The sequence below is a fragment of the Nonomuraea sp. 3-1Str genome (genome assembly GCF_031570565.1).
GTDB lineage: Bacteria > Actinomycetota > Actinomycetes > Streptosporangiales > Streptosporangiaceae > Nonomuraea.
This window is the reverse complement of the sequence record NZ_JALHBK010000024.1, coordinates 120,702-144,455: the sequence shown is the minus strand read 5'-3', so window position 1 is coordinate 144,455 and position 23,754 is coordinate 120,702. Positions and strand designations below refer to the sequence as shown.

At 69.5% G+C, this 23,754-nt stretch carries 23 protein-coding genes and 2 pseudogenes; 9 read left to right on the top strand and 16 right to left on the bottom strand.

Annotation, left to right across the window (positions count from 1 at the left end; translation table 11 throughout):
• Positions 1-105: pseudogene (locus MTP10_RS31010) on the top strand (IS5/IS1182 family transposase); the annotation flags it as partial.
• Between the two features lie 185 nt (positions 106-290).
• Positions 291-749, top strand: a pseudogene (locus MTP10_RS31005) (transposase); the annotation flags it as partial.
• Between the two features lie 36 nt (positions 750-785).
• Here the strand turns inward: MTP10_RS31005 and sigJ are convergent.
• Positions 786-1,730 carry an RNA polymerase sigma factor SigJ gene (gene sigJ, locus MTP10_RS31000; RefSeq protein ID WP_310713671.1) on the bottom strand — a complete coding sequence of 315 codons (945 nt, stop codon included), beginning with the start codon at positions 1,728-1,730 and terminating at the stop codon, positions 786-788.
• Between the two features lie 492 nt (positions 1,731-2,222).
• On the opposite strand from sigJ, the gene MTP10_RS30995 reads away from it, so the two are divergent.
• Together MTP10_RS30995 and MTP10_RS30990 are read left to right on the top strand one after the other, a co-directional pair.
• Positions 2,223-2,537, top strand: a complete 315-nt coding sequence (locus tag MTP10_RS30995) for a hypothetical protein (RefSeq protein ID WP_310713670.1) — start codon at positions 2,223-2,225, stop codon at positions 2,535-2,537.
• A gap of 97 nt (positions 2,538-2,634) precedes the next feature.
• On the top strand, positions 2,635-3,306 hold the full coding sequence (locus MTP10_RS30990) for a DoxX family protein (protein ID WP_310713682.1): 672 nt from the start codon (positions 2,635-2,637) through the stop codon (positions 3,304-3,306).
• 650 nt (positions 3,307-3,956) lie between these two features.
• Here MTP10_RS30990 and MTP10_RS30985 read toward each other — a convergent pair.
• The 4 genes from MTP10_RS30985 to MTP10_RS30970 form a co-directional block, all read right to left on the bottom strand.
• Positions 3,957-4,952: a DUF4236 domain-containing protein gene (locus tag MTP10_RS30985; RefSeq protein WP_310713680.1), complete on the bottom strand. Its 996-nt coding sequence runs from the start codon at positions 4,950-4,952 to the stop codon at positions 3,957-3,959.
• A 485-nt stretch (positions 4,953-5,437) separates the two neighbouring features.
• Complete coding sequence (locus MTP10_RS30980) at positions 5,438-6,010, bottom strand: hypothetical protein (protein WP_310713667.1); 573 nt, start codon at positions 6,008-6,010, stop codon at positions 5,438-5,440.
• Entirely contained in the window at positions 6,007-6,420 is a 414-nt protein-coding gene (locus MTP10_RS30975; protein ID WP_310713665.1) for an alpha/beta hydrolase, read from the bottom strand. The genes MTP10_RS30980 and MTP10_RS30975 overlap by 4 nt, the downstream gene beginning before the upstream one ends.
• Positions 6,390-6,638, bottom strand: a complete 249-nt coding sequence (locus MTP10_RS30970; protein WP_310713663.1) for a hypothetical protein — start codon at positions 6,636-6,638, stop codon at positions 6,390-6,392. The genes MTP10_RS30975 and MTP10_RS30970 overlap by 31 nt, the downstream gene beginning before the upstream one ends.
• Before the next feature lie 197 nt (positions 6,639-6,835).
• Between MTP10_RS30970 and MTP10_RS30965 the strand changes: the two genes are divergently transcribed.
• Entirely contained in the window at positions 6,836-7,522 is a 687-nt protein-coding gene (locus MTP10_RS30965; protein WP_310713661.1) for a poly-gamma-glutamate hydrolase family protein, read from the top strand.
• 87 nt (positions 7,523-7,609) lie between these two features.
• Here MTP10_RS30965 and MTP10_RS30960 read toward each other — a convergent pair whose 3' ends face one another.
• The 3 genes from MTP10_RS30960 to MTP10_RS30950 form a co-directional block, all read right to left on the bottom strand.
• A complete protein-coding gene (locus MTP10_RS30960; RefSeq protein ID WP_310713659.1) occupies positions 7,610-8,137 on the bottom strand; it encodes an EF-hand domain-containing protein in 528 nt (175 codons plus the stop codon).
• Positions 8,138-8,567: 430 nt separating this feature from the next.
• The gene (locus tag MTP10_RS30955) at positions 8,568-8,990 is read right to left on the bottom strand and encodes a VOC family protein (RefSeq protein ID WP_310713657.1); all 423 of its coding nucleotides are present in this window, start codon (positions 8,988-8,990) and stop codon (positions 8,568-8,570) included.
• A gap of 62 nt (positions 8,991-9,052) precedes the next feature.
• Positions 9,053-9,235 carry a hypothetical protein gene (locus MTP10_RS30950; RefSeq protein ID WP_310713678.1) on the bottom strand — a complete coding sequence of 61 codons (183 nt, stop codon included), beginning with the start codon at positions 9,233-9,235 and terminating at the stop codon, positions 9,053-9,055.
• A gap of 65 nt (positions 9,236-9,300) precedes the next feature.
• Between MTP10_RS30950 and MTP10_RS30945 the strand changes: the two genes are divergently transcribed.
• On the top strand, positions 9,301-9,504 hold the full coding sequence (locus MTP10_RS30945; RefSeq protein WP_310713655.1) for a hypothetical protein: 204 nt from the start codon (positions 9,301-9,303) through the stop codon (positions 9,502-9,504).
• A 294-nt stretch (positions 9,505-9,798) separates the two neighbouring features.
• Here MTP10_RS30945 and MTP10_RS30940 read toward each other — a convergent pair whose 3' ends face one another.
• Positions 9,799-10,404: a hypothetical protein gene (locus MTP10_RS30940; RefSeq protein ID WP_310713653.1), complete on the bottom strand. Its 606-nt coding sequence runs from the start codon at positions 10,402-10,404 to the stop codon at positions 9,799-9,801.
• Positions 10,405-10,495: 91 nt separating this feature from the next.
• Positions 10,496-13,303 (bottom strand): tetratricopeptide repeat protein, encoded by a 2,808-nt coding sequence (locus tag MTP10_RS30935; RefSeq protein WP_310713651.1) that lies wholly within the window; start codon positions 13,301-13,303, stop codon positions 10,496-10,498.
• Positions 13,304-13,481: 178 nt separating this feature from the next.
• Between MTP10_RS30935 and MTP10_RS30930 the strand changes: the two genes are divergently transcribed.
• Positions 13,482-13,913 carry a DUF2690 domain-containing protein gene (locus MTP10_RS30930; protein WP_310713649.1) on the top strand — a complete coding sequence of 144 codons (432 nt, stop codon included), beginning with the start codon at positions 13,482-13,484 and terminating at the stop codon, positions 13,911-13,913.
• Positions 13,914-13,917: 4 nt separating this feature from the next.
• On the opposite strand, the gene MTP10_RS30925 is transcribed toward MTP10_RS30930, so the two are convergent.
• The 3 genes from MTP10_RS30925 to MTP10_RS30915 all read right to left on the bottom strand — a co-directional run bounded on the left by MTP10_RS30925 (position 13,918) and on the right by MTP10_RS30915 (position 16,611).
• Positions 13,918-14,808: a helix-turn-helix transcriptional regulator gene (locus MTP10_RS30925; protein ID WP_310713647.1), complete on the bottom strand. Its 891-nt coding sequence runs from the start codon at positions 14,806-14,808 to the stop codon at positions 13,918-13,920.
• Positions 14,809-14,895: 87 nt separating this feature from the next.
• The gene (locus MTP10_RS30920) at positions 14,896-16,014 is read right to left on the bottom strand and encodes a hypothetical protein (protein ID WP_310713646.1); all 1,119 of its coding nucleotides are present in this window, start codon (positions 16,012-16,014) and stop codon (positions 14,896-14,898) included.
• Between the two features lie 3 nt (positions 16,015-16,017).
• Positions 16,018-16,611 (bottom strand): RNA polymerase sigma factor, encoded by a 594-nt coding sequence (locus MTP10_RS30915; protein WP_310713644.1) that lies wholly within the window; start codon positions 16,609-16,611, stop codon positions 16,018-16,020.
• A gap of 628 nt (positions 16,612-17,239) precedes the next feature.
• Between MTP10_RS30915 and MTP10_RS30910 the strand changes: the two genes are divergently transcribed.
• Positions 17,240-19,177, top strand: a complete 1,938-nt coding sequence (locus tag MTP10_RS30910; protein ID WP_310713643.1) for a sialidase family protein — start codon at positions 17,240-17,242, stop codon at positions 19,175-19,177.
• A gap of 102 nt (positions 19,178-19,279) precedes the next feature.
• Here MTP10_RS30910 and MTP10_RS30905 read toward each other — a convergent pair whose 3' ends face one another.
• A complete protein-coding gene (locus tag MTP10_RS30905; protein ID WP_310713641.1) occupies positions 19,280-20,212 on the bottom strand; it encodes a dihydrodipicolinate synthase family protein in 933 nt (310 codons plus the stop codon).
• Positions 20,213-20,393: 181 nt separating this feature from the next.
• Between MTP10_RS30905 and MTP10_RS30900 the strand changes: the two genes are divergently transcribed.
• Complete coding sequence (locus tag MTP10_RS30900) at positions 20,394-21,083, top strand: FCD domain-containing protein (RefSeq protein ID WP_310713640.1); 690 nt, start codon at positions 20,394-20,396, stop codon at positions 21,081-21,083.
• An 84-nt stretch (positions 21,084-21,167) separates the two neighbouring features.
• Here the strand turns inward: MTP10_RS30900 and MTP10_RS30895 are convergent, their stop codons facing one another.
• Positions 21,168-22,226, bottom strand: coding sequence for a hypothetical protein (locus tag MTP10_RS30895; protein ID WP_310713639.1), 1,059 nt, complete (start codon positions 22,224-22,226; stop codon positions 21,168-21,170).
• Positions 22,223-23,569: a hypothetical protein gene (locus MTP10_RS30890; RefSeq protein ID WP_310713638.1), complete on the bottom strand. Its 1,347-nt coding sequence runs from the start codon at positions 23,567-23,569 to the stop codon at positions 22,223-22,225. Before MTP10_RS30890 ends, MTP10_RS30895 begins: the two co-directional genes overlap by 4 nt.
• Positions 23,570-23,754 lie beyond the last annotated feature (185 nt).

Sequence of the window (23,754 nt, the reverse complement as noted above, 5' to 3'; positions counted from 1 at the left end):
AACCGGCTCAAACAGTTCAGAGGCATCGCCACCCGCTACGACAAGCTCGCCGTTCACTACCAGGCAGGTGTCACCATCGCCTGCCTGCTGCTATGGCTCTTATGAGATCCACAAAACAGGCCCTAGGGCCTGTACGGAGTTGAGATCAGAGGGAATTCCTGCAATACGGCCAGCGGTCCTGGTAGGCCATCGAACATGGCGCGCGGAGACCTCACCGACGAAGAATGGTCCTTGATCGAGCCCCACTTACCGCTGGGTGAGCGAGGCCCGATCCCGGATCTTCGACGGCATGCCGTCCGCTGTCTTTCGTCCTGACTGCCGGCCAGGCCGGAGACAGTCCGCAGTTCCGCCCGGTGCTGGAGCGCATCAAGGTCCGGCTGCCGATCGGCCGTCCGCGCACCCGGCCGGGTGCGGTGGCCGCCGATAAGGCCTACTCCTCCCGTGGCAACCGCGCCTACCTGCGTCGGCGCCGGATCAAGGCGGTCATCCCGGAGAAGGCCGACCAGGCGGCCAACCGCAAAAGGCGTGGATCTGCCGGTGGCCGGCCGGTCAGCCATGATCCCGATCTCTACAAGCAGCGCAACACAGCAGAACGCTGCATCAACCGGATGAAGGAGTGGCGTGGGCTGGCCTTCCGGTTCGACAAGACACCCGACAGCTATCTGGCTGGCCTGCATCTACGCGGAGCCGTCTTATGGATCCGAAGCCTCCGGCCAGCCGAAAGATCCGAACTCCGTACAGGCTCTTAAGACCATCTTCCATCGTCTGGGGGCGACTCGCCGTTCCTAGTGCCGCGGTCCTACCGTCCACGGCCGGATCTTGTCGGGGTTGCGTACGGCCCAGATGTGCTTGATCCGGTCGCCTGCGATGTCGAACGCGTACACCGACACGGTGACGCCGTCTTGCTGGGCGATCAGGCCGGGCCGGCCGTTGACCGTACGCTCCAGGAACGTCAGGTCACGGAGCCTGCCATCGAGATTGAGCAGTGCACGCACGATCTGCTCAACGCCTTCGACCGGGCGGAGTACGGCGCCGACGACGCCGCCGCCGTCGGCGATCGCCGTGGCGTCGGGGTCGAGCAGGGCGATGAGGGCGTCGATGTCCATGGCCTCCCACGCCTGCTTGAAGTCCCTGACGATCCGGGCCTGCCGGGCCGCCGGAGTCGCAGGCGCCTGCGCGGCACGGATGCGACGGCGGGCCGAGGAGGCCAGCTGACGGCAGGCCGCCGGGGTACGGCCGACGATCTCGGCCACTTCGGCGAAGGAATACCGGAAGACATCGTGCAGGACGAACGCGACGCGCTCGGCCGGGGTCATCGACTCCAGCACGACGAGGAAGGCCATGTTGACCGACTCGTCCAGGGTGACCCGATCGGCCGGGTCGGCGGTGATGCCATCCGGCCGCCCGGTGATCCACTCCCTGGGTTCGGGTAGCGGCTCGGGGATCCATTCGCCCACATAGGTCTCGCGCCGGGCCCGTGCCGAGGAGAGCAAGTTGAGACAGAGACGGCCGACGACCGTGGTCAGCCAGGCGCCGGGAGATGCGATGGCGTCCTGCTGCTGCCGGGACATGGCGCACCAGCGGGCGGAGGCCTCTTGGACGACATCCTCGGCGTCGGCCAGGGAACCGAGGAGCCGGTACGCGAGATTGATCAGCTGACGCCGCTCGCTCGTGATCGCGGCCAGGCCCGGATCGCGCCGGCCGCCTCTCGGCTCGGATGGGGTGGTCATGGTGTCCTGGCCATCGTGCACTGACTCCCGGGGTTTCAGGTCTGCTCTCACTGATTCGACAAGACAGCGCGGTGAACTGTGAGGTTGGCGCGTCGCCTCACATTCCGCGGTGCTGTGTTGTCGGACTGGCGAGACACCATCCAGCGCGCAGGAAGCTACCCCCGGCAGATATGCGGATCGTCGTCGAGAACCCGCGGCGGAACACGTGATCGCCCCTGTGGCGGCCATTTCGTGATGGAAGCCCGACTCCGCCAGGTCGCAAAGCCTCAAGAACCGCTGAAGTTGAGAAGGAAAGGCCTCGCCATGTCCACGCCCGGATACCACACACCCAGCAAGGTCGTCGTCATCGGTGGCGGCTACGCCGGAACGGTCTCGGCCAACCATAATCCGGGCGGGGATTGACCAGCGTGATGTCGACGTCGGCGCGCATCCGCAGTACTGGCGACCGCGAGTGGGCTGCGACGCCGCCGCACCATCGGGCCGGCGCTGCGGATGAGCTGCCAGGCCGCACAACCGCTCGGGGCACAGGCCGCCGAAACCGTCCTGAGCCGCATCGCGGGAACCGAACCTGCGGTGATCAACCAGGCCTTCACGGGGTCGGGCGTCAGCCTCGGCCGGCGCGCCGGCATACGACAGCTCTCCCGCAAAGACGACACCGCGGTGAATCTCCACATCACTGGGCGCATGGCTGCGGCGATCAAGGAGGCGACCCGCGAACTCGGGGTGTCGAGGATCCGCCGCGAGGCCCGCAAGCCGGGTTCCAGTTTCTGGCTCAAGGGCGGCCCGCGAACGACAAGCCGCGTTTAGCGGCCCTCGGCCCCGGCCGACCGCTCCATTGCGGAATCCACCGCCACCTGCGGCTTCGAACCGAAGCCGCTCACAACGCAAGAAGAATCTCGTGAACATGCCAGATCGATTTGACGAGGAGCCTGAGATGAAAAATCAAACGACCAGAACGTTCCAGCACGCGACGGACGAAAAGTCGGCCACCGTCGCACGAAGCGGCTGGAACTGGAGCCGGGTCCGCCCCATCGCCTTTTGGGCCACCACGTTGGTCATCGTCGCCGAGTTGACCGCTGGATCGGTCTGGAACCTTGTGCCGATCGAATGGGTGGAGGCCCAGCTGCGCCACCTGGGGTACCCGCGCTTCTTCGCCTATGTCCTAGGCGTGTGGCAGGCCGGTGCGGCCATCGCGATCATCTCACCCAGGCTCCCACTGATCAAGGAATGGGCATACGCGGGCGCCATCTTCCTGTGGTCGAGTGCCGTGGCGTCGCATCTGATAGTCGGCGACGGTCTTCAGACGTGGGGGGTGCCGCTGATGTTCGGGATGTGCGCCCTCGCGTCGTGGGCACTGAGACCTGCCGACCGTCGACTCCCGGAGACGCGGCTCCGTCGGTATCGCCCTGCCGACCCTGGACAGGACGGGGCCGGTCCGTCGGAAACTCGTCCTCGCGCTTGGGCCGTTCCGCTCGGGCTCCTCGTTGTTCTGTATGCCGTTTCGTTCCTCACGCTGCCCGCGGCCGAAGCCATGACGCACGGGTGGGCAGTTGAGCTCGGCTGGATCGACGAGTAGCGGCCTCGCTACCCACTGCTTTCCCACGCTTCCGCGCATGCGCCGGATCATGGGCGCCTTCCACGTCGTTGGGCGCATCGGCGAGGCGGCGCTCGGCATCTCCTCCTGGCCGACGATGCACTTGGCGTAGCTCCTGAGAAGGACGTCCACGCTGTGGCCCGCCCATTCGGCTGTCCGAGTCGCAGGGACGCCGGCGCTCACAGCGACCATCGACCAGCACGGCGCACGAGCACTGATCCCCCACCTTTTCCTTGATCAACGAGAAGCCGGCCTCATCCCGATGGTGGTCGACGCCCTCTTGCGCGTCCTCGGTGACCTTAACCCGCCGCTCCGGACAATTGCCTACCTCGACCACCCTGGATGAATCGACGTCCTGCATACGGCCGGCGCTGCCCACGCAGCTTTGTCGTCCCGACGAGGAGGACACGTGACGACGGCTTCAAGACGCCCAGAGCCACGATGAAGTACCGATGATGGCGGTGAACCTGGGCACCCGCGGCATCGAGGCGGCGCCGGGCCTGCCGGAGTACTGCAACCACCCGTCCGCGACGGCGTTGTCGGAGCGGCGGGAGGAACTCGGTCAGTTGCTCGACCGCCCACACGGCCACAGCGGGGCGCTCCCCGGTGCGCCCGGGGCTCGGTGGGGCTCCTCAGAGGTGGATCACAGATGGGCGAGCGGCGATGGACTGGTGGAGGGCGTTCGCCACAGCGTGGACCAGCGGGACCTGAGAGGCATCCCAGATGAGGTTGAGACCGCTGTGGCTGCGGAGGATGAGTCTGCCGTACACCAGGATGGGCAGGCGGGCGTTGTTCTTGAAACGGCGGTCGGGGCCGCCCTTGACGTTGACGTAGCGCCAGGTGGAGTCCACGACCGTGCCGTCGCGTGGCACCGGGCCTTCTTCGATGAAGCGGGCGTGTTCCACGCCGACGTGGAGGTGCTGATAGGCGAGGTCGGCGACATGGCGGCCGTCACGGATCAGGACCCGGTCGGGGAGGAAGTGCACCGACAGGCTGCCTGCGGTCAGGGTCGGGACGGCGACGTTGGTGACCAGGATCCGCGGTCCCGCCAACCGGGCCGAGGCATTCAGCCTGCGCAGCAGCCTGGAGGCGCCGGCGTTCACCTTGAACTGGTGAGTGCTGGTGATCGCGCCGGATGCGGTGATCAGCCAGAACCCGTGGGCCTGTTGGAGGCCGGTGATCGAGCTGACGAGGTGATCGAAGCGCCAAGCGGCCTCGTCGGTCACGTCGTACATGACGACCACCGCGCGAGCCGCCCGATCGCGCAACGCCACCCACATCACGCAAGGCAGACCGACGGCGACGATGACCAGGCCGAAGCGTCCTGTCACCAGCCCCGCGACGAGCAGGGCGGCCAGGGCGAACGGCCAGTACGGCCGGCGTTCGGCGGCCTTCTGCAACTGCTGGACGACGTCACTCGGCTGGGCCGGGACCAGGCTGACGACATCGTGCATGACCACGTCACGGTCGGGCGCGACGGTGCGGTACGAGATCCCTCCGCGTCCCATGCGCACGACGTTGCCGCGGGGGCTCATCCCCACTCGAAGACCCGGGATTCCGGCCGAGACCCCCATCCCGGCCTGGCTGAGGGTGAAACGGAACGGTCCAGCCCTGAGGCTGGTACGCACATAGAAACCCACGTTGAGGAATCCTTCGGACCCCGGTGCCCGTTACCGCGGCTGTGAGATACGACCCGATACCGTGATCGCAGCAAGAGGAAACGGTCACGGGCGACGACTGGCAGATCGAGGTCCTGGAGCTCGACCGCCACGCCGTCACCCGTGTCCGCCTTAAGGGGACGCCAGCCCTCCTGCCGCAAGGGGCGATGCGGGCGTGTTCGTTGAAGTGGGTCTCGTAGGCAGCCAGCACGCGGCGTAAGGGGCGGGAGTTACGCAGCATCGGACCGCGAACGCCCGACGTAGGTGACCGCCGTCAGCAGTTCCCGCGTCTGTCCCGGGCTGACGACGGAGCGCGCGCTGCGCCCGCAGTCGCGCATGAGGCCTCGTGAGGTCGCGACTCCTCGTACGTCCGGACACTCCCAGGCCGATGAGGGGCCCAGGACTCCCTGCTGGGCGGCGCGTCGCGGCAACGCGTGGAGGCGGGGTCGGCCGGTTCAGAGCTCGATGCCCTTGATGATCTTCGTCAGCTCGGGTACGAGAGGCTGGCTGGCCATCACGGTGACGACGACGCCCTTCCGCTCGACCCAGCCGGCGTACCGGCCGTGGCCCAGCGCGCCGTCGCCCTTCTGGGTGAGCACCTGACGGTCGCCGATCTTCACGGTCCTGGTGTTTCCGGAGAACGTCCCCGTGTCGAACGGCGCGTTCCTGAGCTGTGCCAGTGAGCCGGCCTTCGGCCAGCACACCACCCTGACCCACAGCGACCGGTGCCGGATGTCCACGTCGTCGCGGTCGTCGGTCCATTGGTAGCCGTACTCGGTGATGCCGTCGTGCTTGTTGACGACGACCTGTCCGTACGTGAAGCCGTTCGGCAGGTGGTTGACGTGCAGTCCCTTGATGGCGGTGGCACCCCTCGGCGGCTTGTCGGACTTGGCATCAAACGACCGCTTCGCCTCCGCCTTGCTGGGGACGGGACAGCTCGGGCGCTCCGCCGCTTGCGCGGGGAGTGCCAGGAGAGCTGCGGCGACAGGGAGCACGGACAGGGCGGCAAGTTTCTGGATCTTGTTCACATCAGGGTTGGATATGACGGATGTGAGAAAAGTTCAGCCGCTTCGAGCACGATGTCCGTTGCGAACTTGTCGGTCATCATCGCCTCGCGCATCTTCAGCGCCCCGCTGTAGGGCGTGGACGGATCGCGCCGATTCTGGATCAGCAGGACATTGGCCGGGCCGCGCGAGCTGATCCGCGTGGCTCGCTCCGCGCGCTTGAATGGCCAGTCGCACGGCCCGAGGTTGACCGGCATGCCCGCGGTCAGCGGGTAGACGGCCAGGTTGCGCTTGACCTGCCGCTCGTGCCGGGCGATCGAGTTCGGCGTGGCACCGGCGTGCGCGGCGGTGTTCTGGAGGGCGGCCTCCTCCGGCGTGTTCGGAACGGGCAGCTCGGCACGGTTCAGAGCGGCTTGCATGAGCCCGGCCAGCATCGGGCAATTGGCCGGGGAGTAGAGCGCGTTGGCGCCCAGATCAGCGGCCCGCCGTTGCGGGCGCCGGCCTCGGCGATCCGGCGCGACCACGCCGCGATCTCGGCGATGCCACCGTCCGCGTCGGGGTACGGCTTGAGCCGCGTGACGGAGAGATCGGCGGGCGCGAGCGACTCTGCCGAGCCGTTGATCGTCGAACCAGAGATCTCGTCAGCGACCACCCGTGACCTCGTCACGAAAGCGATGCACGGCCAGAATCCGCGTCGTTGACTCCGCGCCTGCCGAGACTTGCGGGCGGCCGTAGATACCTGCCTCTGCACATGGCTCCGTACGCCGACACTTGCTAGGCTCTCGCCCGCAATGTCCAAGATCACGTCGGGAGCATTCGGTGAAGAGAGCCCTACTCGTCTTCGGAGTCGTGGCCGGCTTGGTCGGCAGCGCGGTACCGGCGCAGGCGGCTGACAAGTACGGCAGCTACGCCGAGCTCGCGGCGCACGAGGTGAAGGGCAAGGACTACCGGATCGCCCAGCGGTCCACTCGCGGAGCGAAGGTGGCGCACATCGCCATCCACGGCGGCGCCATCGAAGCCCCCACCACTCAGCTCGCGGACTACGCGGCGAAGGCGGGCGACCACGCCTTCTACTCCTTCGAGGGCATCAAGCCCGCCGGCAACTCCGACCTGCATCTCACCTCCACCCGCTTCGACGAGCCGAGTGCGGTGAGGCTGGTCGCTCAGAGCAGCTACACCGTCTCCTGGCACGGCGCGTCCGGCGCCAAGGCGACCACATACGTGGGAGGCCGCGACACCGTGTTGATCAAAACGATCACTGCCGAGCTCCGCGCCGCCGGCTTCACGGTCACTGACTCGGTCCCCGAAGAGATCGGCGGAGACAGCCCGCGCAACATCGCCAACAGAAACCTCAGGAACCGGGGCGTCCAGCTCGAACTGTCCCAAGGCCAACGCGAGCAGTTCTTCAAAGACGGAAGGCTGGCCCGATCCTGGATCGAGAACCCGGCCAACCGCACCACGGCGTTCTACCGTTACGCTGCGGCGGTCAACCGGGCCCTGGCCTCGGCTGTCGCACGCGCCGGTCTGCCCCGGTAGGCCGCAGAGCCCGCACAACGTCCAGGTGTTGTTGCTCGTCAGGGTGAGGGTGGTGGAGTTACGCAGCAGCCACCCAGTGGCTTGCCGCTATTCCACCAGCGCGCCGAATACGTAGGTTCCGGGAGCATCCGGGTTGTCGCCGGCCCAGAACTCCGTCCAGTGGATGCGGAACTCGTCGCGGGTGAGGTGGCCGTCGCCGTCCAGATCGAGGCGCGGGAAGATCTCATCGGTTGCTGTGGGCGCCCCGTTCCACGTCTCGATGAGCGCGCCGTATTCCGAACAGGAGATGAGGCCGTCGCCATTGAGGTCGATGGCCTCGAACATCACGTCGGCAGTGCCGGAGACCGCGTCGGCCATGTCACCGAGTCCTTCCACGACGCGAAGCACCTCGTCGAGGGAGACAGCGTCGCCGCCGCCAGGGCCGGAGGCGGCCCGGAGCACGAGCCACCAACCGGTCATGATGGAGGCCAGTCGCTCTGGGTCGACGGACCCCGCGACGGCCGTCCAGCGGTGGGCGAGCGCCTGGAAGTCGGCCTGGGTCAGTCGGCCGTCGCCGTCCACATCCATCGCACGAAAGACTCCGCCGACCTTTCTACGCCGGAACTCACTGGCCACATCCGCCTCCACTCTTCGGGAGACTCAATGCTTACGGGACATCACTGATCGTCACCATGGTCAGTCGAGTGACGAGTCTGTTACGCGTCGTGCGGGCGCTGCCTGACCAGAGCCGAGGGAGACCGTGACGTGCAGACTCGCCACGGCGGCGGTGGCGGTTCGGGGTACTCCTGCTGGTCTTTTCCCTGGTCGCAGGGCTCGTCGGTGTCTGTTGGCAAGGCTGCCTGGGTGACGGCGAGAAAGGCCGGGGCCGGCATGACGGTGGTGACGTGCCGGTGCCAGGGCGTCCACCTGCGGACCTGATACTGGGTCAAGCCGAGGAGCTGACGAGGCCGAGCCGGCTCCGTAGTCACACCCGCGACGATCTCGCGTTGGCATCGCGATCTCGTGGAGCAATCGTCAAGAGTTGTGGTCGGTTGCAGCAGGATTCTCAGGACTGGTCTGTCATGTCGGTGGCGACGAGCTCGACCTCGAACCCGTCCATGTCCTCCAGATAGGCGGCGTAATGCTGTTCGCCACCGGCGTGCGGGTGGCGATCGGGGAACATCAGGGTCCAACCATGTGCGGGCGCCTGCTCGGCCAGAGCGTCGACCAGGGCGCGGCTTTCCACGTGGAAGGCCAGGTGGTTCAATCCAGGACGGCAACGGTCGTGCCGGTCGGCGCTGAGCGCGGGTGACTGCTCCAGGACCAGATAGGTGGCCCCCAGCCGCCAGCTGCGCCCATCGCTCCAGTCCTGGAAGAGGGTGTAGCCGAGCGCCTGCAGCAGCCACTGCCAGCTGACGCCGGCGCGCTGGAGGTCAGGCACCCATATCTCGACGTGGTGCAGTGTTCCGGTGGTGGGCTTGTCGTTCATGCCGCGGCCCCTTCTGGACGCTCGACGAGTTGGCCGTTGATGAAGGTCGCGCCGCCCTCTGCTCAGGGCTGCACGGGTTGGTAGGTGAACCAGTCGAAGGCGGCCGAGTGCTCGGTGGCGTGCATGCCGATGACCCGCCCGGTGAAGCCGGTGGCGACTTCCGTGGACAGGTAGCGGCCGTCCAACTCGGCCAGCGGCTCCTCCCCCGCTGACAGGACGATGGTGTCCGACCCGCTGGCGAACACGCCCAAGGGTTCGCTGTCGAGCTGGTCGGAGCATCCTCCCGCTGGCCCGGCCCGGCCTCGCCGCCGTGGCGGTCATCCAGGGGCTGGGCGCGTGGAACGAGTACCTCATGGCGCTCGTCCTGTTCGAGGACAACTCCCTCATGCCGATCCAGCGCGGCCTGACCGCGTTCACCTCGGCCGAGACGCCGCAGCAGCAGATCCTCCTGGCCGCCACGACCATCTCGATCGTGCCGGTGGTGATCCGCGCCGCCTGGCAGGCCCAGGCATAGCAGGCGGCCAGCAGCGTCTTGCCCACCCCGGGCGTGCCGGCCAGCGCGCAGATCACCGCCGCCCCGCCGCCACGCGCCTCCCGCCCGCCGGTACCGGGTTCGCCGAGCAACTCAGCGAGCCGTTCCATCAGCTGAGGGCGTTCCTGGAAGCCGGGCGAGCGCTGCGGGATGTCCCCCTCGACGATCTGGCCAGGCTCCGGCTTGGGCGGGTAATGGTGATGCTCGTGCTGGTGATATTCGGCGCCGACGACCTTGTCATGGAAGACGTTGTCGTGGAAGTCGATGTGGTCGCCCTCAGCGCCGCCTATCGTCATCCCCGTCGTGATCCTGGTCCGGCGCGGCAGGCTCGGAGCCTGTCACCTGCTTACCGACGACCTGGCCGGGGAAGGTGCTGTGGTGGAACTCGATGTGATCGCCGCCGTACGTGCGCCGATGGTCGACGACCTCGTCGAGGATATGGTCGCCGCTCGCCTGGTCCACCCGCCCCTGCCCGGAGGCCTGCCCTCGCATCTGCACGTTCCGCGCGCCGTCCCCGGTCGAGATGATGCCGAAGTTGTCGCCGTCGAGGGCGACCGCCCGCCCGCCGGCGGCCGGCACCGCAGGCGCCGTGCTCTGCCCGGCCGCCGGCGGGTTCTGCCCGGCGCGCAGCTGCGCCCGCAACGCCACCGCCGCCACTACCAGCCCGGCCGCGCCCATCGCCATGCCGGTGAACATGCCGACCACGCTGGCCCGCTGATCCAGCACCTCCAACACCTGGTCGGGCAGGTGCAGCGGATCGGCGAAGAACCACAGCAGTGCCGCCGCCAGGCAGATCGCCAGCACGGCGACCCCGGCGATCGCCACGACCCGCCACATCCGCGAACCCGGCGCGCGCTCCGCCCTCGGTGACGTCTTCGGCATGCCTCCAGCCTGCTCCCGAAGCGGCGCGAACGGGACTGAAGTAGCGAAGGCGTTACCGGCCATCCCGCCCTTTGCGCATCGGTCGTTCCGTCTAGTCCTCGTCACCGAGCCAGTCGAGGTTCTCGGCGACGAAGCGCAGGGAGTCGCGGACGGCCCGGGTCAGGACGTGATCCGGGCCCAGTACCAGCTCATGGCCGGGAAGGGCTCTCTCGAACTGCCGAAGCGCACGTACGTGATCTCCGACCTGCTCATAGGCGAACCCCAGGTCGCGTCGGGCTCCGAAGGTCTTCGGATCGTCCTCGCCAAGAAGCCTCGCGAAGCCCTCCGCGGCCTCCACGTACAGAGGAACGGCACGTTTCAGGTCATCGACGGATTGATACGCGCTCGCGAGATCTTGGCGGGCGTCCAACGTGCCGGGGTGGTCTCGGCCGAACAGTTTGGAGCTGTCCGCGAGGACGCGCTTGAAGAGGGGGATGGCGCGATAGGGTTGTTCCGCCTGTTCGAAGGCGAGCGCCAGGTCTCGGCGAGCGTCCAAGGTCCTGGGATGGTCGTCACCCTGCACTCGCTCCCGGGCGGCCAGGACCTCCTCGAACATCGGCAGGGCGCGGTCGAGCCCACCGGTCAGCGCGTAGGCTCCGGCGAGTTCGCACCTGGTGTTCAGCGTGGTCGGGTGGTCGGGGCCCAGCGCGCGTTCCCGGTCTTCCAGCAGCTCCTCCAGCAACGGGATGGCCTTCGTGTAGTTCTTGGCCGCCAGGTAGGCGTCCGCGAGTCCCTCGCGGTTGGCGAGCCTGTCGGGGTGCAGGCCGTCGAGGACCCTGTCGCCGTCCTCCACGACGGCTTCCAGCATGGCGAGCGCGCCGTCCTCGTCCCCGGTCCGCGCGTGGACGTCCGCCAGGTTGAAGCGGGCGAGGAGGGTGTCCGGGTGGTCGCCGCCGAGCTCCCGTTCGCGCTCGTCCAGGTTCCTCCGCAGCAGTGCGGTCGCGCGTTCCTCCTCGCCGTTCGCCGCGCAGGCGAGCGCGAGGTTGTTGCGGACCGCCAGGGTATGGCCGTGCGCCGGGCCGAGGACGGCTTCGCACGCGGCGAGGGCCTCCTCGAAGAGGGGGATCGACATCGCCTCGTCGCCCGCGCGGTAGTGAGCGTTGGCGAGATCGTGGCGGCTCTGGAGCGTGAGCGGGTCGTGGGGCCCGAGCAGCCGTTCCCTGTCGGCCAGGAGCTGCTCGAACAGGCGCGTAGCGTTGGCGTGGTCGTCCGCCGCCTGGTAGGCATGCGCGAGGTGACGGCGGCTCTCGAAGGTGAGAGGGTCGTTGCGGCCGTGCCGGGCCCTGCGGTCGGCGAGATTCGCCTTGAGCAGCGCGATGGCGTCACCCAGCTCCCCCGCGTCCTGGCAGGCCACACCGAGGGCGTCGCGGATGTACAGCGTGACCGGATGGACGGCGCCGTAGAGCCGCCGGGCCGACTCCAGCGAGCGGTCCAGGAGGGCGACGGCCCGCAGGACGTCACCCTGCTCACCGAGGAATACGGACGTGTGCCACAGGAGGAAGGTCAGGGCCAGGCCGTCGGCCTCCTTCGGGGTCCTGGACGCCAGCGCGGTGATGTGCGGGAGCAGCGCGCGGATCTCCGTCCAGGCCGCAGGGAGACTCGGGTTCGCGGGGAAGGCGAGCTCGAGCAGGATCGCCGCGCGGTCCCTCGCGATGCCGGGCGTCTCCCCCTCCGCCGTCCGGGTGACCTCCTGGATGAGCCGGTGCACGGTCACGGACTCGGAGGTCAGGCTGACCATGTTGTAGGCGCCGAGGAGGCCGAGAGCCTCCTCCACGTCGAGGGAGTCGCACAGCGCCCGCGTCGTGCTCCAGCCGCTGCGGTCGCGGCGTTCCCACAGACGACGCCGGCGGTAGACCGGCTTGGGCTCGGCCAGGGCCCGGAAGACGGTCCGCGGGACGGGTTCCGGGCCGAGCCACGCCAGGATGGCGAGGAGGTCGCCGGGAAGCGGGGAGCGTACTCCGATCGTGTCGAGGGTCGTCTTCCAGACCTGGGCGATCGTCGCGCGTCCGGCGGAGCCTTCGGCCGTGCTGTCGTGGAGGCGGGCCGGCTGGTCGCGCAGGAGCCTCAGGTATGCCTCGGGAGTGAGATCGGTCTCCTGGAGGTAGGCGCCCGCCTGCTCGATCGCCAGCGGAAGCCCGCCGAGGTGGGCGGCGAGGTCCGCCGCGCCCGGCCAGGCGTCGGCTTGGCCGGGCGGGGCGAAGGAGAGGAGCAGTTCGAGCGAGGCCGCCTCGTCCAGGACGTCCAGCTGGACGGTGTCGGCGCCGAGGGTGTGCCAGCCGTGCGCCAACCGGCTCGTGATGATCATCCGTCCGTCGGCGGCCGTGGCGAGATCGCCCAGCACGCCGGGGCCCGGGGCGTTGTCGCAGATCAGCAGCCAGCCGGAATGGCAGGCCAGCCAGGCCTTCGCCCGGAGCGTGAGCGCCTGCGCGGGCAGCCCTCCGAGCTCGGGCTGGAGCGCGACAGCCAGGTCGGCGAGACCCGCCGACACCGTCTCCTCGGTGTCGGACACGATCCACCAGACCATCTCGTAGTGGTCGCGGTACTGCCGCGCGTACCGCGCCGCTAACGTCGACTTTCCGACGCCGCCCATCCCGTGCAGTGCCCGCACCACCACCGGCCTGTCCTCGATCAGCCTTTCGTGGAGGACCTCAAGGTCCTCCTCGCGTCCGACGAACGTGCGCGGGACGGCGGGCACGTTGCCCAAGCCCCGCGGCACTGCGACGCCTTCGACCGGACGCACCGCCTCGATCCGCGTCACCAGCTGCGTGATGTTCACGTGGTCGCCGGTCGTGATGATCCCGTGGTTGTCGCCGTGGAGCTCGACCGACCGTTCGCCGCGCGGCGGTGGAACCTCGGTCATCGGCGGGGCCTCCCTCGCGCTGGACGTCCTCTCCGGGAAGGTACCCGTTTCCGGCGGGCGCGACAGCGTGAGGTCGGCGGATGTTCGATTGTCCACGATTGTTCGGACGTCCTTCCTCGCCTGGGGTGAACGGTGAAACGTCGAGGTCACGTTCGTCCCACCTCCAGGAGGAAGCAGCATGTACCGAGCCCTTGCCGCCGTCACGCTGGCCGCCGGCCTTCTTCTCCCCGCGTCCGCGGTCCACGCGCAGGACGACCCCGGCAGCGGACGCGGGGACGTCCGTTCCGGGGACGTGCGCAGAGGATGCAGCGGCACGCGGTGTGACGGGCTGGACCCGATCGATCTGGGATGCGACAGCGACGCCCGCACCAACTACCGGCTCTCCACCAGGCTCGGGGTGCTGGAGCGTCGTTACAGCCCCTCGTGCGACGCCTCGTGGGCACGGATCACCGGAGCCGGCGCGGGGACCTGGTTCTACGTTCAGACCTGCGACGGCTCCTACGTCCACACCTTCCGCGTACCACCCGGCTACGACCACGCCTACACCGACATGGTGCCCGGATCCCGGCGTACCCGGGTGGGCGACCTCGCCGGCCACGGCCCCTGCTGACGTCCTACGCGCAGCGCGTCACGGCGATGGGGCCGTCGCCCTGTGGGGTGTGCACGTACGCCTCGGCGTACACGCAGCCCGGGGTGGTCAGGAGCATGTTCCCGTAGCTGCTGGGACTCTGGCCGCCGAAGGAGCTGGGCGCGAACACACGGTCGGCGGAGCGGTAGACGGCGATGTGCACGACCCGGTCCGGGCCGTGCGGACCGAGGACGAGGCCCCAGCTGGCCCGGCATGAAGGCTGATGACGCAGGCGCAGGCGGCCGAACTCCGCGCCCCGCGGCAGACGGACGGACACCTCGTCCAGAGTGATCACCGTCGCGGCGACCTTGGGCGAACCGCACTCGGCGCGGATCGGGTCCATGCCGTCGCCGGGGCGGGCAGGGTCGGGGGGAAGCGCCTCTGCCACTTCCCGCCACTGGCCGGTCCTGGTGGGCGGGGTCCGGACGGAGGATGTCACCTGCGCCGCCGGAATCCGCAACCAGATCACGGCACCGGCGATCCCGAAGAGGACGACGACCAGGCCGAGGAGCGCGTACGGCCGTCGGCCGCTTCCGGGCGGCCGCGCTGGAGGGACGGACTCACCTGAGGGGGCGGTGAGTCCCGTCGCCTCCAAGGCCGGGGGCTCCTGCGCGCGGGCGGTGGAGGCGTCGGCCGTGAGCCAGCTCGACCGCCAGGTGGCCGGATCTTCACCGCACGCCTGGACGAATGCCTCGGTCACCTCCCAGGAGGGCACCTGATCGCCCGACTCGGCCTTGGACAGCGTGCTGGCCGCATATCCAGCCTTGTCGGCTAATCGCCGGATCGTGAAGCCTCTGCTGGCCCGCACCTCGCGTAACCGCAGGGCGAAACGCTCGGCTTCGGTCGAGCCGTCCAGTGGCTTCTGCCGTCGGCCCACCCGGGTTCCCTCCCTGCCAAGAGCTTGAGCGGCGTCTCCCATCTTCCTCGAACGGCGACCACGAGCAATGCGGAACGGGTTCCGACGTCAGCGGGGCCGTTGCCCCGCCTCATCGACGACAGCGGCCTTGATCAGGGCGTCCCAGTTGTGGATCTCGCCCTTCTTCATGGTGCCGAAGGGTCCGTCCTTGTGGTCCTTGACCACGATGGTGCGGTAGCCCAGGTACTCGTAGGTCTTCGGATCGATGAAGATCTCGTCGCGCAGGTAGCCGTCCAGGACGTGGTACAGGGTGATGCCCCGGCGTTTGAGCAGATCGGACGACTTGGCTTCGTATCGGACGCCCGGGATCTCGGCCATGGCGCCGTACATGGCGGCGCGGAGCCTGGGGGGAAGGGCCGCGTCCCCCATGCCCATCGCGATCAGCTGGAACGCCCATCTGTCGCGCTGTACGCGGGTGAGGGGAGGCACTGATTTCTCGGCCAGCCGCTTCGCCTCCTCGGGGGTCTTACCCCTGCTCTCCGCCCGTTCCTGGGTGGAGCGCAGGACGGAGGCGCGATTCCTGGCGTTCTCCGCGTCGATGGTCTCGTAGATTCGCGCCAGCAACTGATCGGCGTCGGTCGGCAGGGCGAGCAGGTAGGGGTAGGTCACCTCGAACTCCGAACCCTTGAAGATCTTCAGCTTGCCCTTCTCGACGGTGGCGAAGGCCTTGTCGTCGAGCTGCCGCCACTGCTCGCGGGTGTTCGTCACCGCGGGCTCGCCGCGCAGCCATTCCCTGCCGTCCACCCGCGTCTGGGCGCGCAGACTCTTCACGTAGCCCCATTGTGTGGGCCCGGCACTCCATTCGGGCTCGTCGGAGGCCAGCACCGCCGCGTTGCCGGCCAGGTCCCGGGCGCTGGCCACCGGGCGCAGCCGCAGCTCGGTGACGGCGGCGGAGGGCCGCGCATGGGGAACCTCGACGCCCTCGTCCCGGGGGACGTCCGGAGCTTCCCGAGTGACGCCCGGGACGACCGTCATGGCCACGGCGAGCAGCGCGGCGGCAGCCGCCCCGGTCAGGCTCAGCCCCCACACCGGACGGATGCGACGTGCCCGCGGACGCCAGTTCCCGTGTATGTGACCGGCCAGGCGGGACCGGGCCGCGCCGATGGACTCCGGAGCGGCTCCGGGCAGCGCGTCGTGATAGCGGCGCAGCTCCTGCAGTTCGTCCATGATTCAGACCCCCTTCGCCGCATGACCCAGTGTCCTGCGTAGCTTGGCCCTGGCCCGGTTCACCCGGGAGCCGACAGTGCCGATCGGGATGCCCAGGGCGAAGGCCACCTCCGCATAGCTGAGGTCGGCACAGGCCACCAGCATCAGGGCGTCTCGGTCACCCAGGGACAGGCTCTCCAGGCCGCGTGCCAGCCGGGGGCTGAGCTGCTCGGCGGTCACCCGGTCGGTGACCCGCTCGGCGTGGCCCTCGACGTGGTCGCGGGCGGCCGAGCGGCTGAGGGCCCGGTAGAGGCGGAGCTCGCCGCGGCGATGACGGCCGATGAGGTTGGTGGCGATGCCGTACAGCCAGGCCCTGGCCTCCGGTCGGGTCAGGTCGTAGCGGTCGCGCTGATCGAACGCGGCCAGGAATGTCTCCGCGGCCACGTCGTCGGCGGCGCCGGGCCCGAGCCGGGCGGCGGCGTAGCGGTGGATCGCGGTGAAGTACCGATCGAAGATCAACGAGAACCACTCCGGCTCGTGCCGCGAGTTCGCGATGACCGACGCGTCGTCCGGCTCCGCGGCCAGCCGTGTGGCGGGGTATGAAGAGGGGTCATGCATCCGGCGCCTTTCTCGAAAGAGGTCGGCGCTTATTGCCCGATGCCGGCTTCCTTGTTCGCGGTTGTTCTCCGGTATCGCTCATGGGAGCTCCTGGCGTGCTCGTACTGGCTGAACGGTACAGATCCCGCCTCTCGGACAGCGGCTTCATGCCGGCCGACCAGTAGGCGGCCACTCCCCCGACGTTGGACCTCTCGCAGCACACCTCCACCACCACGCTGGACGAACCCAGCTCCCGCAGCGCGCGCACCCCGCCGACCGTGATCGCCCGACCGCAGTGTGCCGGCTGCACCCCCAACGGCTCGATCAGCCCCGGCCTGCCTTCACCCGCTCTCCGCACCCCGAACGTCCCGCCAGGGGCGGACCCCGTCGAAGCCCAGCTCAGAGCCATCGCGGCCGCGTTTCGACGCGGCAGAGGCCGCCGCGCTGCCGTCCGCGCGGAGGGACGGGGCTTCCAGGAGCCCGGCGCGTGCCGGGAGGACCAGGGCAATGCCGTGGAAGCGGACACGCCGTAACAAGTCAGCAACATATCCGTCCGCTACCGACATTCCAGGTTCACACCCTGTTTAACATCCGACGTGGGACGTAGGACGTCTCCTCATCACTTTCTCCTTCCAGGAAGGGCGAGGACATGCACGACAGTTATCTCCCGGGGGGCCGCACCGGGAGCTCCTGGCGCCGCCGGGCGGGCGCCGCGATGGTGCTCGCCGGCTTACTCGTCAGCGCGTTCGGCGCGCCGGCGACCGCGGCGCCGGCGCGGACCTTCGAGGGCGCCACGACCTCCGAGGCCGCCACGACCGGCGACACCGCACCGTTCGTGGACGAGCAGGTGCTCTACAAGCAGGGCGACTTCGGATACGGCTGCTTCCGGATCCCCGCCGTGGTGCGGGCCACGAACGGCATGCTCCTGGCGTTCGCCGAGGGACGGGTGAAGGACTGCGGCGACGACGAGGACATCGACCTCGTGCTGCGCCGTTCCGCCGACGGCGGGCGGACCTGGGGACCCCTGCAGGTGGTCTCGGAGGGCAACGGCACGACCCACGGCAACCCGGTGCCGATCGTCGACGAGCGCAGCGGGCGGATCGTGCTGGTGAGCACCCACAACGGCGGGGAGCCGTGCCCGAACGGCTGTGACCGCGACCCGTGGGTGCAGTTCAGTGACGACCACGGGGCGACCTGGTCGGCCGCCAGGGAGATGACCGAGGGCAAGCGTCCGGAGTGGAACTTCTGGTACGCCACCGGCCCGATGCACGGCATCCAGCTCAAGCTCGGCCCGCACGCCGGGCGGCTGGTCGTCGGGGCGAGTTTCGAGAGCTGGGACCGGGTCGGCAAGCACGTCTACGGCACGCACCTGCTCTACAGCGACGACAGCGGCGTGACCTGGAACATCGGCGCCGAGACGTCCCGCGACGACGGCACGGTCATCGCCCAGGAGGTCACCGTCATCGAGCTCACCGACGGGCGGATCTACGCCTCGGCCCGCGAGCGCGGGACCGACGAGGGCAGCCGGGCGTACGCGACCAGCAGCGACGGCGGCCAGACGTGGGACGAGCCGTTCCGCACCATGCCGGCCCTGGCGACGACCGACATCCAGGCGTCGCTGCTGCGCTTCGGCGACAAGCGCATCCTCTTCTCCGCGCCGATGCACCCGAGCGCCCGGGAGGCGATGGGGATCCGCTCGTCCTACGACGAGGGGCGCAGCTTCGAGACCTGGAACGAGGGCAAGGTCTTCTACTGGGGGCCGTCGGCGTACTCGGACATGGTGCGCCTGGACGGCGACGAGGCGGCCCTGATGTACGAGGCCGGCACCGTCACACCGTACGAGCAGATCCGGTTCGCGCGGTTCAACGAGGCGTATCTGGAGACGCCCAACGGCACCCCGCCCGGCATCCCGGGGCCCCCGGCGCCCGGTCCGACGACGCCGGACAAGTCGCCGAACCGCAACACGGCGTACGTCCGCGGCGGTGCGCAGCCCACCGAGGGGCGGTTCGGCAACGGGCTGGCCCTGGACCGGGTGGACGACCGGGTGGAGGTGCCGTTCAACGACTCCGTCGACCTCGGCGCGAAGGACTTCACGCTGACCTCCTGGATCCGGTACTCGGAGAAGACCGGCGCGCACACGATCCTCTGGTTCCACCGGGTGAACCGGGGCACCAACCCGCCGGCGCTGTGGCTGCGGGCCGAACCGGCCAGCAACCGCATCCGGGCGGTCCTCTCTGTCGACCGGTTCAACGTGACCGTGCAGTCGCCGAGCGCGTACAACGACGGGCAGTGGCACTTCGTGGCGCTCCAGCGGGCGCAGGGCGAGCTCCGGCTCCTGGTGGACGGCGTACAGGTCTCGGCGGCGGCGGCGCCGGCCGGTTCGCTGACCCTGGGCAAGGAGTTCGGGATCGAGGGAATCCACGTCGGACAGCGGCTGGACGGTGTGGACCGCTTCCGCGGGACGCTGGACGAGGTCCGCGTCTACCGGCGCGCCCTCACCGGCACCGAGCTGGACCTGATCCGACGGGCGAACCTCCCGATCGGCGGTCAGCTCGGGCTGCGCCTGCCGTTCGACCACGTCGGTTAAGCGACACGAACCGCTTGGCGATGGCGCTCACCGGGCCCCGGTGGGCGCCGTCGCCGCGCCCTGACCGGCATCCGGATGCCGGTCATGAACCGGAGGAACCCGCTACGCCCCTGGGAAGAGCTCGGGCAGGTGCGCCCGGGCCAGTGGCCTGAGCCGTACGGCGAGCGAGGCGGCGACCGAGTCGTACGGCCACCGGACCCGGGTGCCGATGTCGGCCCAGCCGCCGAGGTGGGCCAGGAACTTGTCCAGCGCGGGGTTGGCGTACCCGCTGCGCTGGAGCGGCTGGACGTGCGCGGCGAAGAACTCGTGGATCCGTCGCTCCACGTCGAGCGCGGCATCGGGTCGCGCGACCATCATCCTCTGCCATGCCATGGCGCCGGCCGGGCTGAGGGCGGCGATGTTCGAGTAGGAGCCGGCGGCACCGTGCCGCCGTCCGGTCGCCAGGTCGTGGCCGGCGACGAAGACGGCGAGGCCGGCCGCGTGGCGCTCCATCTCCGCGTACCACCGCGCGTCACCGCCGGCCACCTTGATCCCGATGACCGCGGGAACCTCGCGGCGGATCACCGGATACAGCTCGGCCGGCACCTGCGTCTTGGCGTGCGGCGGGTTGTACAGCACGAGCGGCACCGGGTCGGCGGCGGCCGCGACGCGGGCCAGGAAGCGCACCACCTCGCCGCGCGAGAGCGGCACCCAGTCCGGCAGCGTCACCTGGATCGCACCGGGCCGGAGCTCCCGTGCGCGGGCCACCCGGGCCAGGCCGGTCTGCGCGCTCATGTGGCCGGCGCCGATCTGGAACGGCAGCCGGTGCCGTTCGCACCGCTCGGCCAGCAGCGCGTTGACGCGGTCGTACTCGTCCTCGGCGAGCGCGTGGAACTCGCCGGCGGTACCGTGCGCGTACAGGCCGTCGAGCCCCACGGCGACGAGCACGTCCAGTTCCGCCTCAAGGCGGGCCCAGTCGATCGAGTCGTCGTCCCGGACGGGCAGCAGGGCCGTACCCCAGGTGCCGCCGAGCGTCCCCGGCGTCAATCTCTCCACGACGCCCCGCAAAGTGTTCCGTACACATGGGACATCCTATGTCTTGACCGTATAGTGACCAAGTCATGTCCGTCCGGTGGCCGTCCGTGGCGTCGGCGTAGAATTCTCTGCCTCGCCCGCCCTTCCGGGACCGAGAGGTGGGATGTTCGACACAGAGTCTTTCGACGAATCTGGGGGCAGCATGCGTACGCGTGACGGCGCGTCGCTTCAGGAGCGCATCGTCGCCCTGATCCACGAGCGCGGACTGGCCCCCGGGTCACCGATGCCGACCGAAGTGCAGCTGATGGAGCTGCTCGGGGCGAGCCGCAACAGCGTCCGCGAGGCCGTGCGGGCCCTGCGGGCCTTGGGCATCGTGGAGATCCGGCACGGACATGGGACGTTCGTCGGGCACGCCTCGCTCGACGTCCTCACCCCCTCGCTCGCCTTCCAGGTGCGTTCGGGGCCGGGTGGCGGTATCGGCGCGCTGCACGATCTCGTCGAGGTCCGCGAGTTGCTCGAGACGGGGCTGATCGGCCAGGTGGCCCGGAGCACCAGCGCCACCCGGCTCGCCGCGTTGGCCGCCCTGGTCAACGGCATGGACCGGGACCGGGAAGCCGACCGGGCATTCCACGCGCTGCTGTACGAGTCGTGCGGCAACGAGCTGGTGCTGCAGCTGATCGGCCTGTTCTGGGACGTCTACCACGAGGTCGAGCCGACGCTCGGCCCGCCGGAGGAGCGGACGGCGGAGATCGTCGGCAACCACCGCCGGATCGTGGCGGCGCTTCGCGCCCGGGACGCCGAGGCCGCCCGGGAAGCGATGCGGCTGCACTTCCGCGACGTCAAGGCGCGCATCGCGCGGGCGGCGGCCCAGGCGGTGTCCCCGCCGGCCTGACCAGGCCACCCGGCCGTACCCGGTCACAGCAGGCGCGCACCGAGGCGGAGGTGCGCGCCTGACCCGAGGGCGACCCCTGTGGAGTCAGAACGTGATGAATCCGTACAGCGCCAAATGGTTCGACTTCGTGCTGCTCACCGTGTGATCGATGCTCGACGGCTGCACGGCGCCTTTGACGAACAGGTAGTCGATCTTTCTGGAACCCATGGTCGCTTTCGCCCCATAGCCGGTCATGCCGAAGCCTCCGAGTGTGGTGGAGGCGATGTTCGCGCGATTCGCGTCGATTCCGATCACGCGGATCGTCGACGCGTTCATCAGGCTCGTGGCGTCCGTGCCGACACGGATGCCGGACTTCGCGATGCCCGGGTCGCCCGGACCCGCGCAGGCATTCGCTCCGTTCTGTTCGGGGAGGTGCATGGTGGCGGCGAACACCGTGGTCCCCGTTTCCCTGATCGTGAACCTCGCCGCGATGGCGCTCGTGCGCTTCCACTTGTAGGCGTTGGTGGCGCCGTCGTCGTTGTCCGGCGGCTTGTACAGCGTGCACCCCGCCCCGCCGTCGTACGCTGTTCCAGGCTTCAGCCAGCCCGCGCTCCAGTATTTCGAGATGTCGCCCGCGGCCAGGCTCAGCGTCCTGGTGTTGTAGATGATCCCGTTGGTCTGCCTCTTCTTCAGGTCGCCGAGCGCCTGATCACTGCACTGGTGGGAGCCGCCCCACTCCTCGGGGTCGTCCCAGGCGACGTGCGCCCTGTACGTGCCGGCCGGGTAGCCGAACTTGGCCGAGAGCTGGTCGGCGTAGGCCGTGGCCTGTCCGGTGCCACGCACCTGCTGCACGATGAGGAGATCGGGAGCCCGTACGCCGGAGGTGCCCGTCGCACCGTGGTCGTCGACCAGCATCGACGTGAGGTGGTCCGGGCCTGAGATCCGGGTGCACGAGCCGTCGGCGTTGTTCCTCACCAGGTTCTCGATGTTGTCGCTGTAGACCCGTAAGACTCGATCCGCGGTGGCCGTGGGCGCTTCGTGCGCCCGGGCGGTCGCGGGGGTGGTTGTGGCGAGCGCGGCGACCACCGCGAGCGCCGTCGCGCCGGATGATCGATGAGTGAGTGACATTGCCGCAGCGTAGCGATGATCGCGGGGCGGGATCATCCCGCTGTCAACGTCTGGGCGGGGCCGCCGACACGCTGCCAGGTGCCGGAGTCGCGGGACCAGCGGAGGATCTGTGAGCGATCTCCGGTCAGGACGTACACCGCCTCCCGGCCGACCGCCACCTCCGCGCCCGCCGCGCCGATGTCCTGCCAGGTCTGGCCGGTGACACGGGTCGCCGGCCCCGCGAGGACGCGCAGCCGCTCGTGCGACGGGTCCGTGGCGAAGAGCCCGGCGGGACCCCCGTACAGCTCCGCCGCCGGACCTGCCGCGTAGACCCAGGGCGGCCATGGGTGCGGCTGGTCGTCGGCGAGCCAGCGGTTGACCACGGAGTGGTCCGGGGTGAGACCGTACAGATCGCTGTCGGTGAGCGCGAACGAGGCTCCGGCCGAGCCGACGGGCTTCCAGTCCGCGGGGCGGCCGGAGTACCGGAAGATCCAGCCGTCCTCCGGGCTCGTCGCGAACAGCCCCAACGCACCGCCGTACAACCGCACCGCCGGGCCGCCGATCTCGGTCCACGACATGCCCTGCCCGTTCCACACGTCGACGGAGTGACGGTCGGCGGGCATCCGGTAGACGTGTGCGCCGCTGACCGCGAAGTCACTGACCGGCTCACTGATGCGTGACCACAGGCCGGGGCGGCCACCGTACTTGTAGAGGCGGTCGTCCAGTCCGATCGCGAACAGACCGGCGGGTCCGGAGTGGAGGCGCTTCGCGCCGTCGCCGATCCTGGTCCATCCGCTCGCGTCCGAGCCGTCCCATCGGAAGACGCCATGGCCACCCGGCCCCACGGCGAACACGTCGCCCCCGCCCGCGGGGCCCGGCCGGAGCAGCAGGGCGAGCACGGTGAGGACCGCGATCGCGGCGGCACCGCCGGCGAGAATCAGGGCGCGTGGACGGGGTCTCCGCGCGGGCGCCTCGTCGGGGTTCGCGGCGGGCCCTTCCCGCGCGGCTGCCGGCTCAGCGAACGTAGGCGCAGGTCCGGGCGCAGGTCCGGGTGCAGGCGCAGGCGCAGGCGCAGGCGCAGGCGGCGGAGCCACTGGCGCCGGTGCCTGGCGTGCTCCTTCGAGGGCCGCCGCGTGCAACCGGGCGGCGCTCTCCGCGCGAAGGTCACTGGTGTGCTCGTCCGGCGCGTGGTCCCGCACCAGCCGCATCAGCAGGTCCAACGGGATGATCTTCTGGCCCGAACGGTACTCGCCCCAGAGCGTCTTCCCGACGTGGTAGCGCGCGGCGAGCTCGCGGACGGTCAGCCCGGCCGTGAGCGTCAGCAGGAACTCCGCCAGCTCGTTGGCCTGCCGCGTGCGGCCACGAGGGCCGCCCTGCGGCCTGCCCACCTTGCGGTTCATCGCAGCGGCCTCCTCCTGCGCCCCTTTCGCCCGATGATCAAGTCAACAGAACCCATTGTCCGCGGACAACCCATTGTCCGGACTTCCTCGGCTCTTTCGCGCCGCTGCTTCCGGACAACCGCCGGCGCCGTCAGCCTTCGAGAAGCCGGTGATCACCGCCCGGGCCGCCTCGTCGCCCCGGGCTC

Bases quoted from the DNA above. Each gene is read 5' to 3' on its own strand.
- MTP10_RS30915 (WP_310713644.1), bottom strand. From the start codon at position 16,611: ATGCATGACCCCTCTTCATACCCCGCCACACGGCTGGCCGCGGAGCCG.
- MTP10_RS30900 (WP_310713640.1), top strand. From the start codon at position 20,394: ATGCGTACGCGTGACGGCGCGTCGCTTCAGGAGCGCATCGTCGCCCTG.
- MTP10_RS30935 (WP_310713651.1), bottom strand. From the start codon at position 13,303: ATGACCGAGGTTCCACCGCCGCGCGGCGAACGGTCGGTCGAGCTCCAC.
- MTP10_RS30895 (WP_310713639.1), bottom strand. From the start codon at position 22,226: ATGATCCCGCCCCGCGATCATCGCTACGCTGCGGCAATGTCACTCACT.
- MTP10_RS30890 (WP_310713638.1), bottom strand. From the start codon at position 23,569: ATGAACCGCAAGGTGGGCAGGCCGCAGGGCGGCCCTCGTGGCCGCACG.
- MTP10_RS30940 (WP_310713653.1), bottom strand. From the start codon at position 10,404: ATGCCGAAGACGTCACCGAGGGCGGAGCGCGCGCCGGGTTCGCGGATG.
- MTP10_RS30995 (WP_310713670.1), top strand. From the start codon at position 2,223: ATGAGCTGCCAGGCCGCACAACCGCTCGGGGCACAGGCCGCCGAAACC.
- MTP10_RS30910 (WP_310713643.1), top strand. From the start codon at position 17,240: ATGCACGACAGTTATCTCCCGGGGGGCCGCACCGGGAGCTCCTGGCGC.
- MTP10_RS30930 (WP_310713649.1), top strand. From the start codon at position 13,482: ATGTACCGAGCCCTTGCCGCCGTCACGCTGGCCGCCGGCCTTCTTCTC.
- MTP10_RS30920 (WP_310713646.1), bottom strand. From the start codon at position 16,014: ATGGACGAACTGCAGGAGCTGCGCCGCTATCACGACGCGCTGCCCGGA.
- sigJ (WP_310713671.1), bottom strand. From the start codon at position 1,730: ATGACCACCCCATCCGAGCCGAGAGGCGGCCGGCGCGATCCGGGCCTG.
- MTP10_RS30990 (WP_310713682.1), top strand. From the start codon at position 2,635: ATGCCAGATCGATTTGACGAGGAGCCTGAGATGAAAAATCAAACGACC.
- MTP10_RS30975 (WP_310713665.1), bottom strand. From the start codon at position 6,420: ATGCTGGCCGGGCTCATGCAAGCCGCTCTGAACCGTGCCGAGCTGCCC.
- MTP10_RS30955 (WP_310713657.1), bottom strand. From the start codon at position 8,990: ATGAACGACAAGCCCACCACCGGAACACTGCACCACGTCGAGATATGG.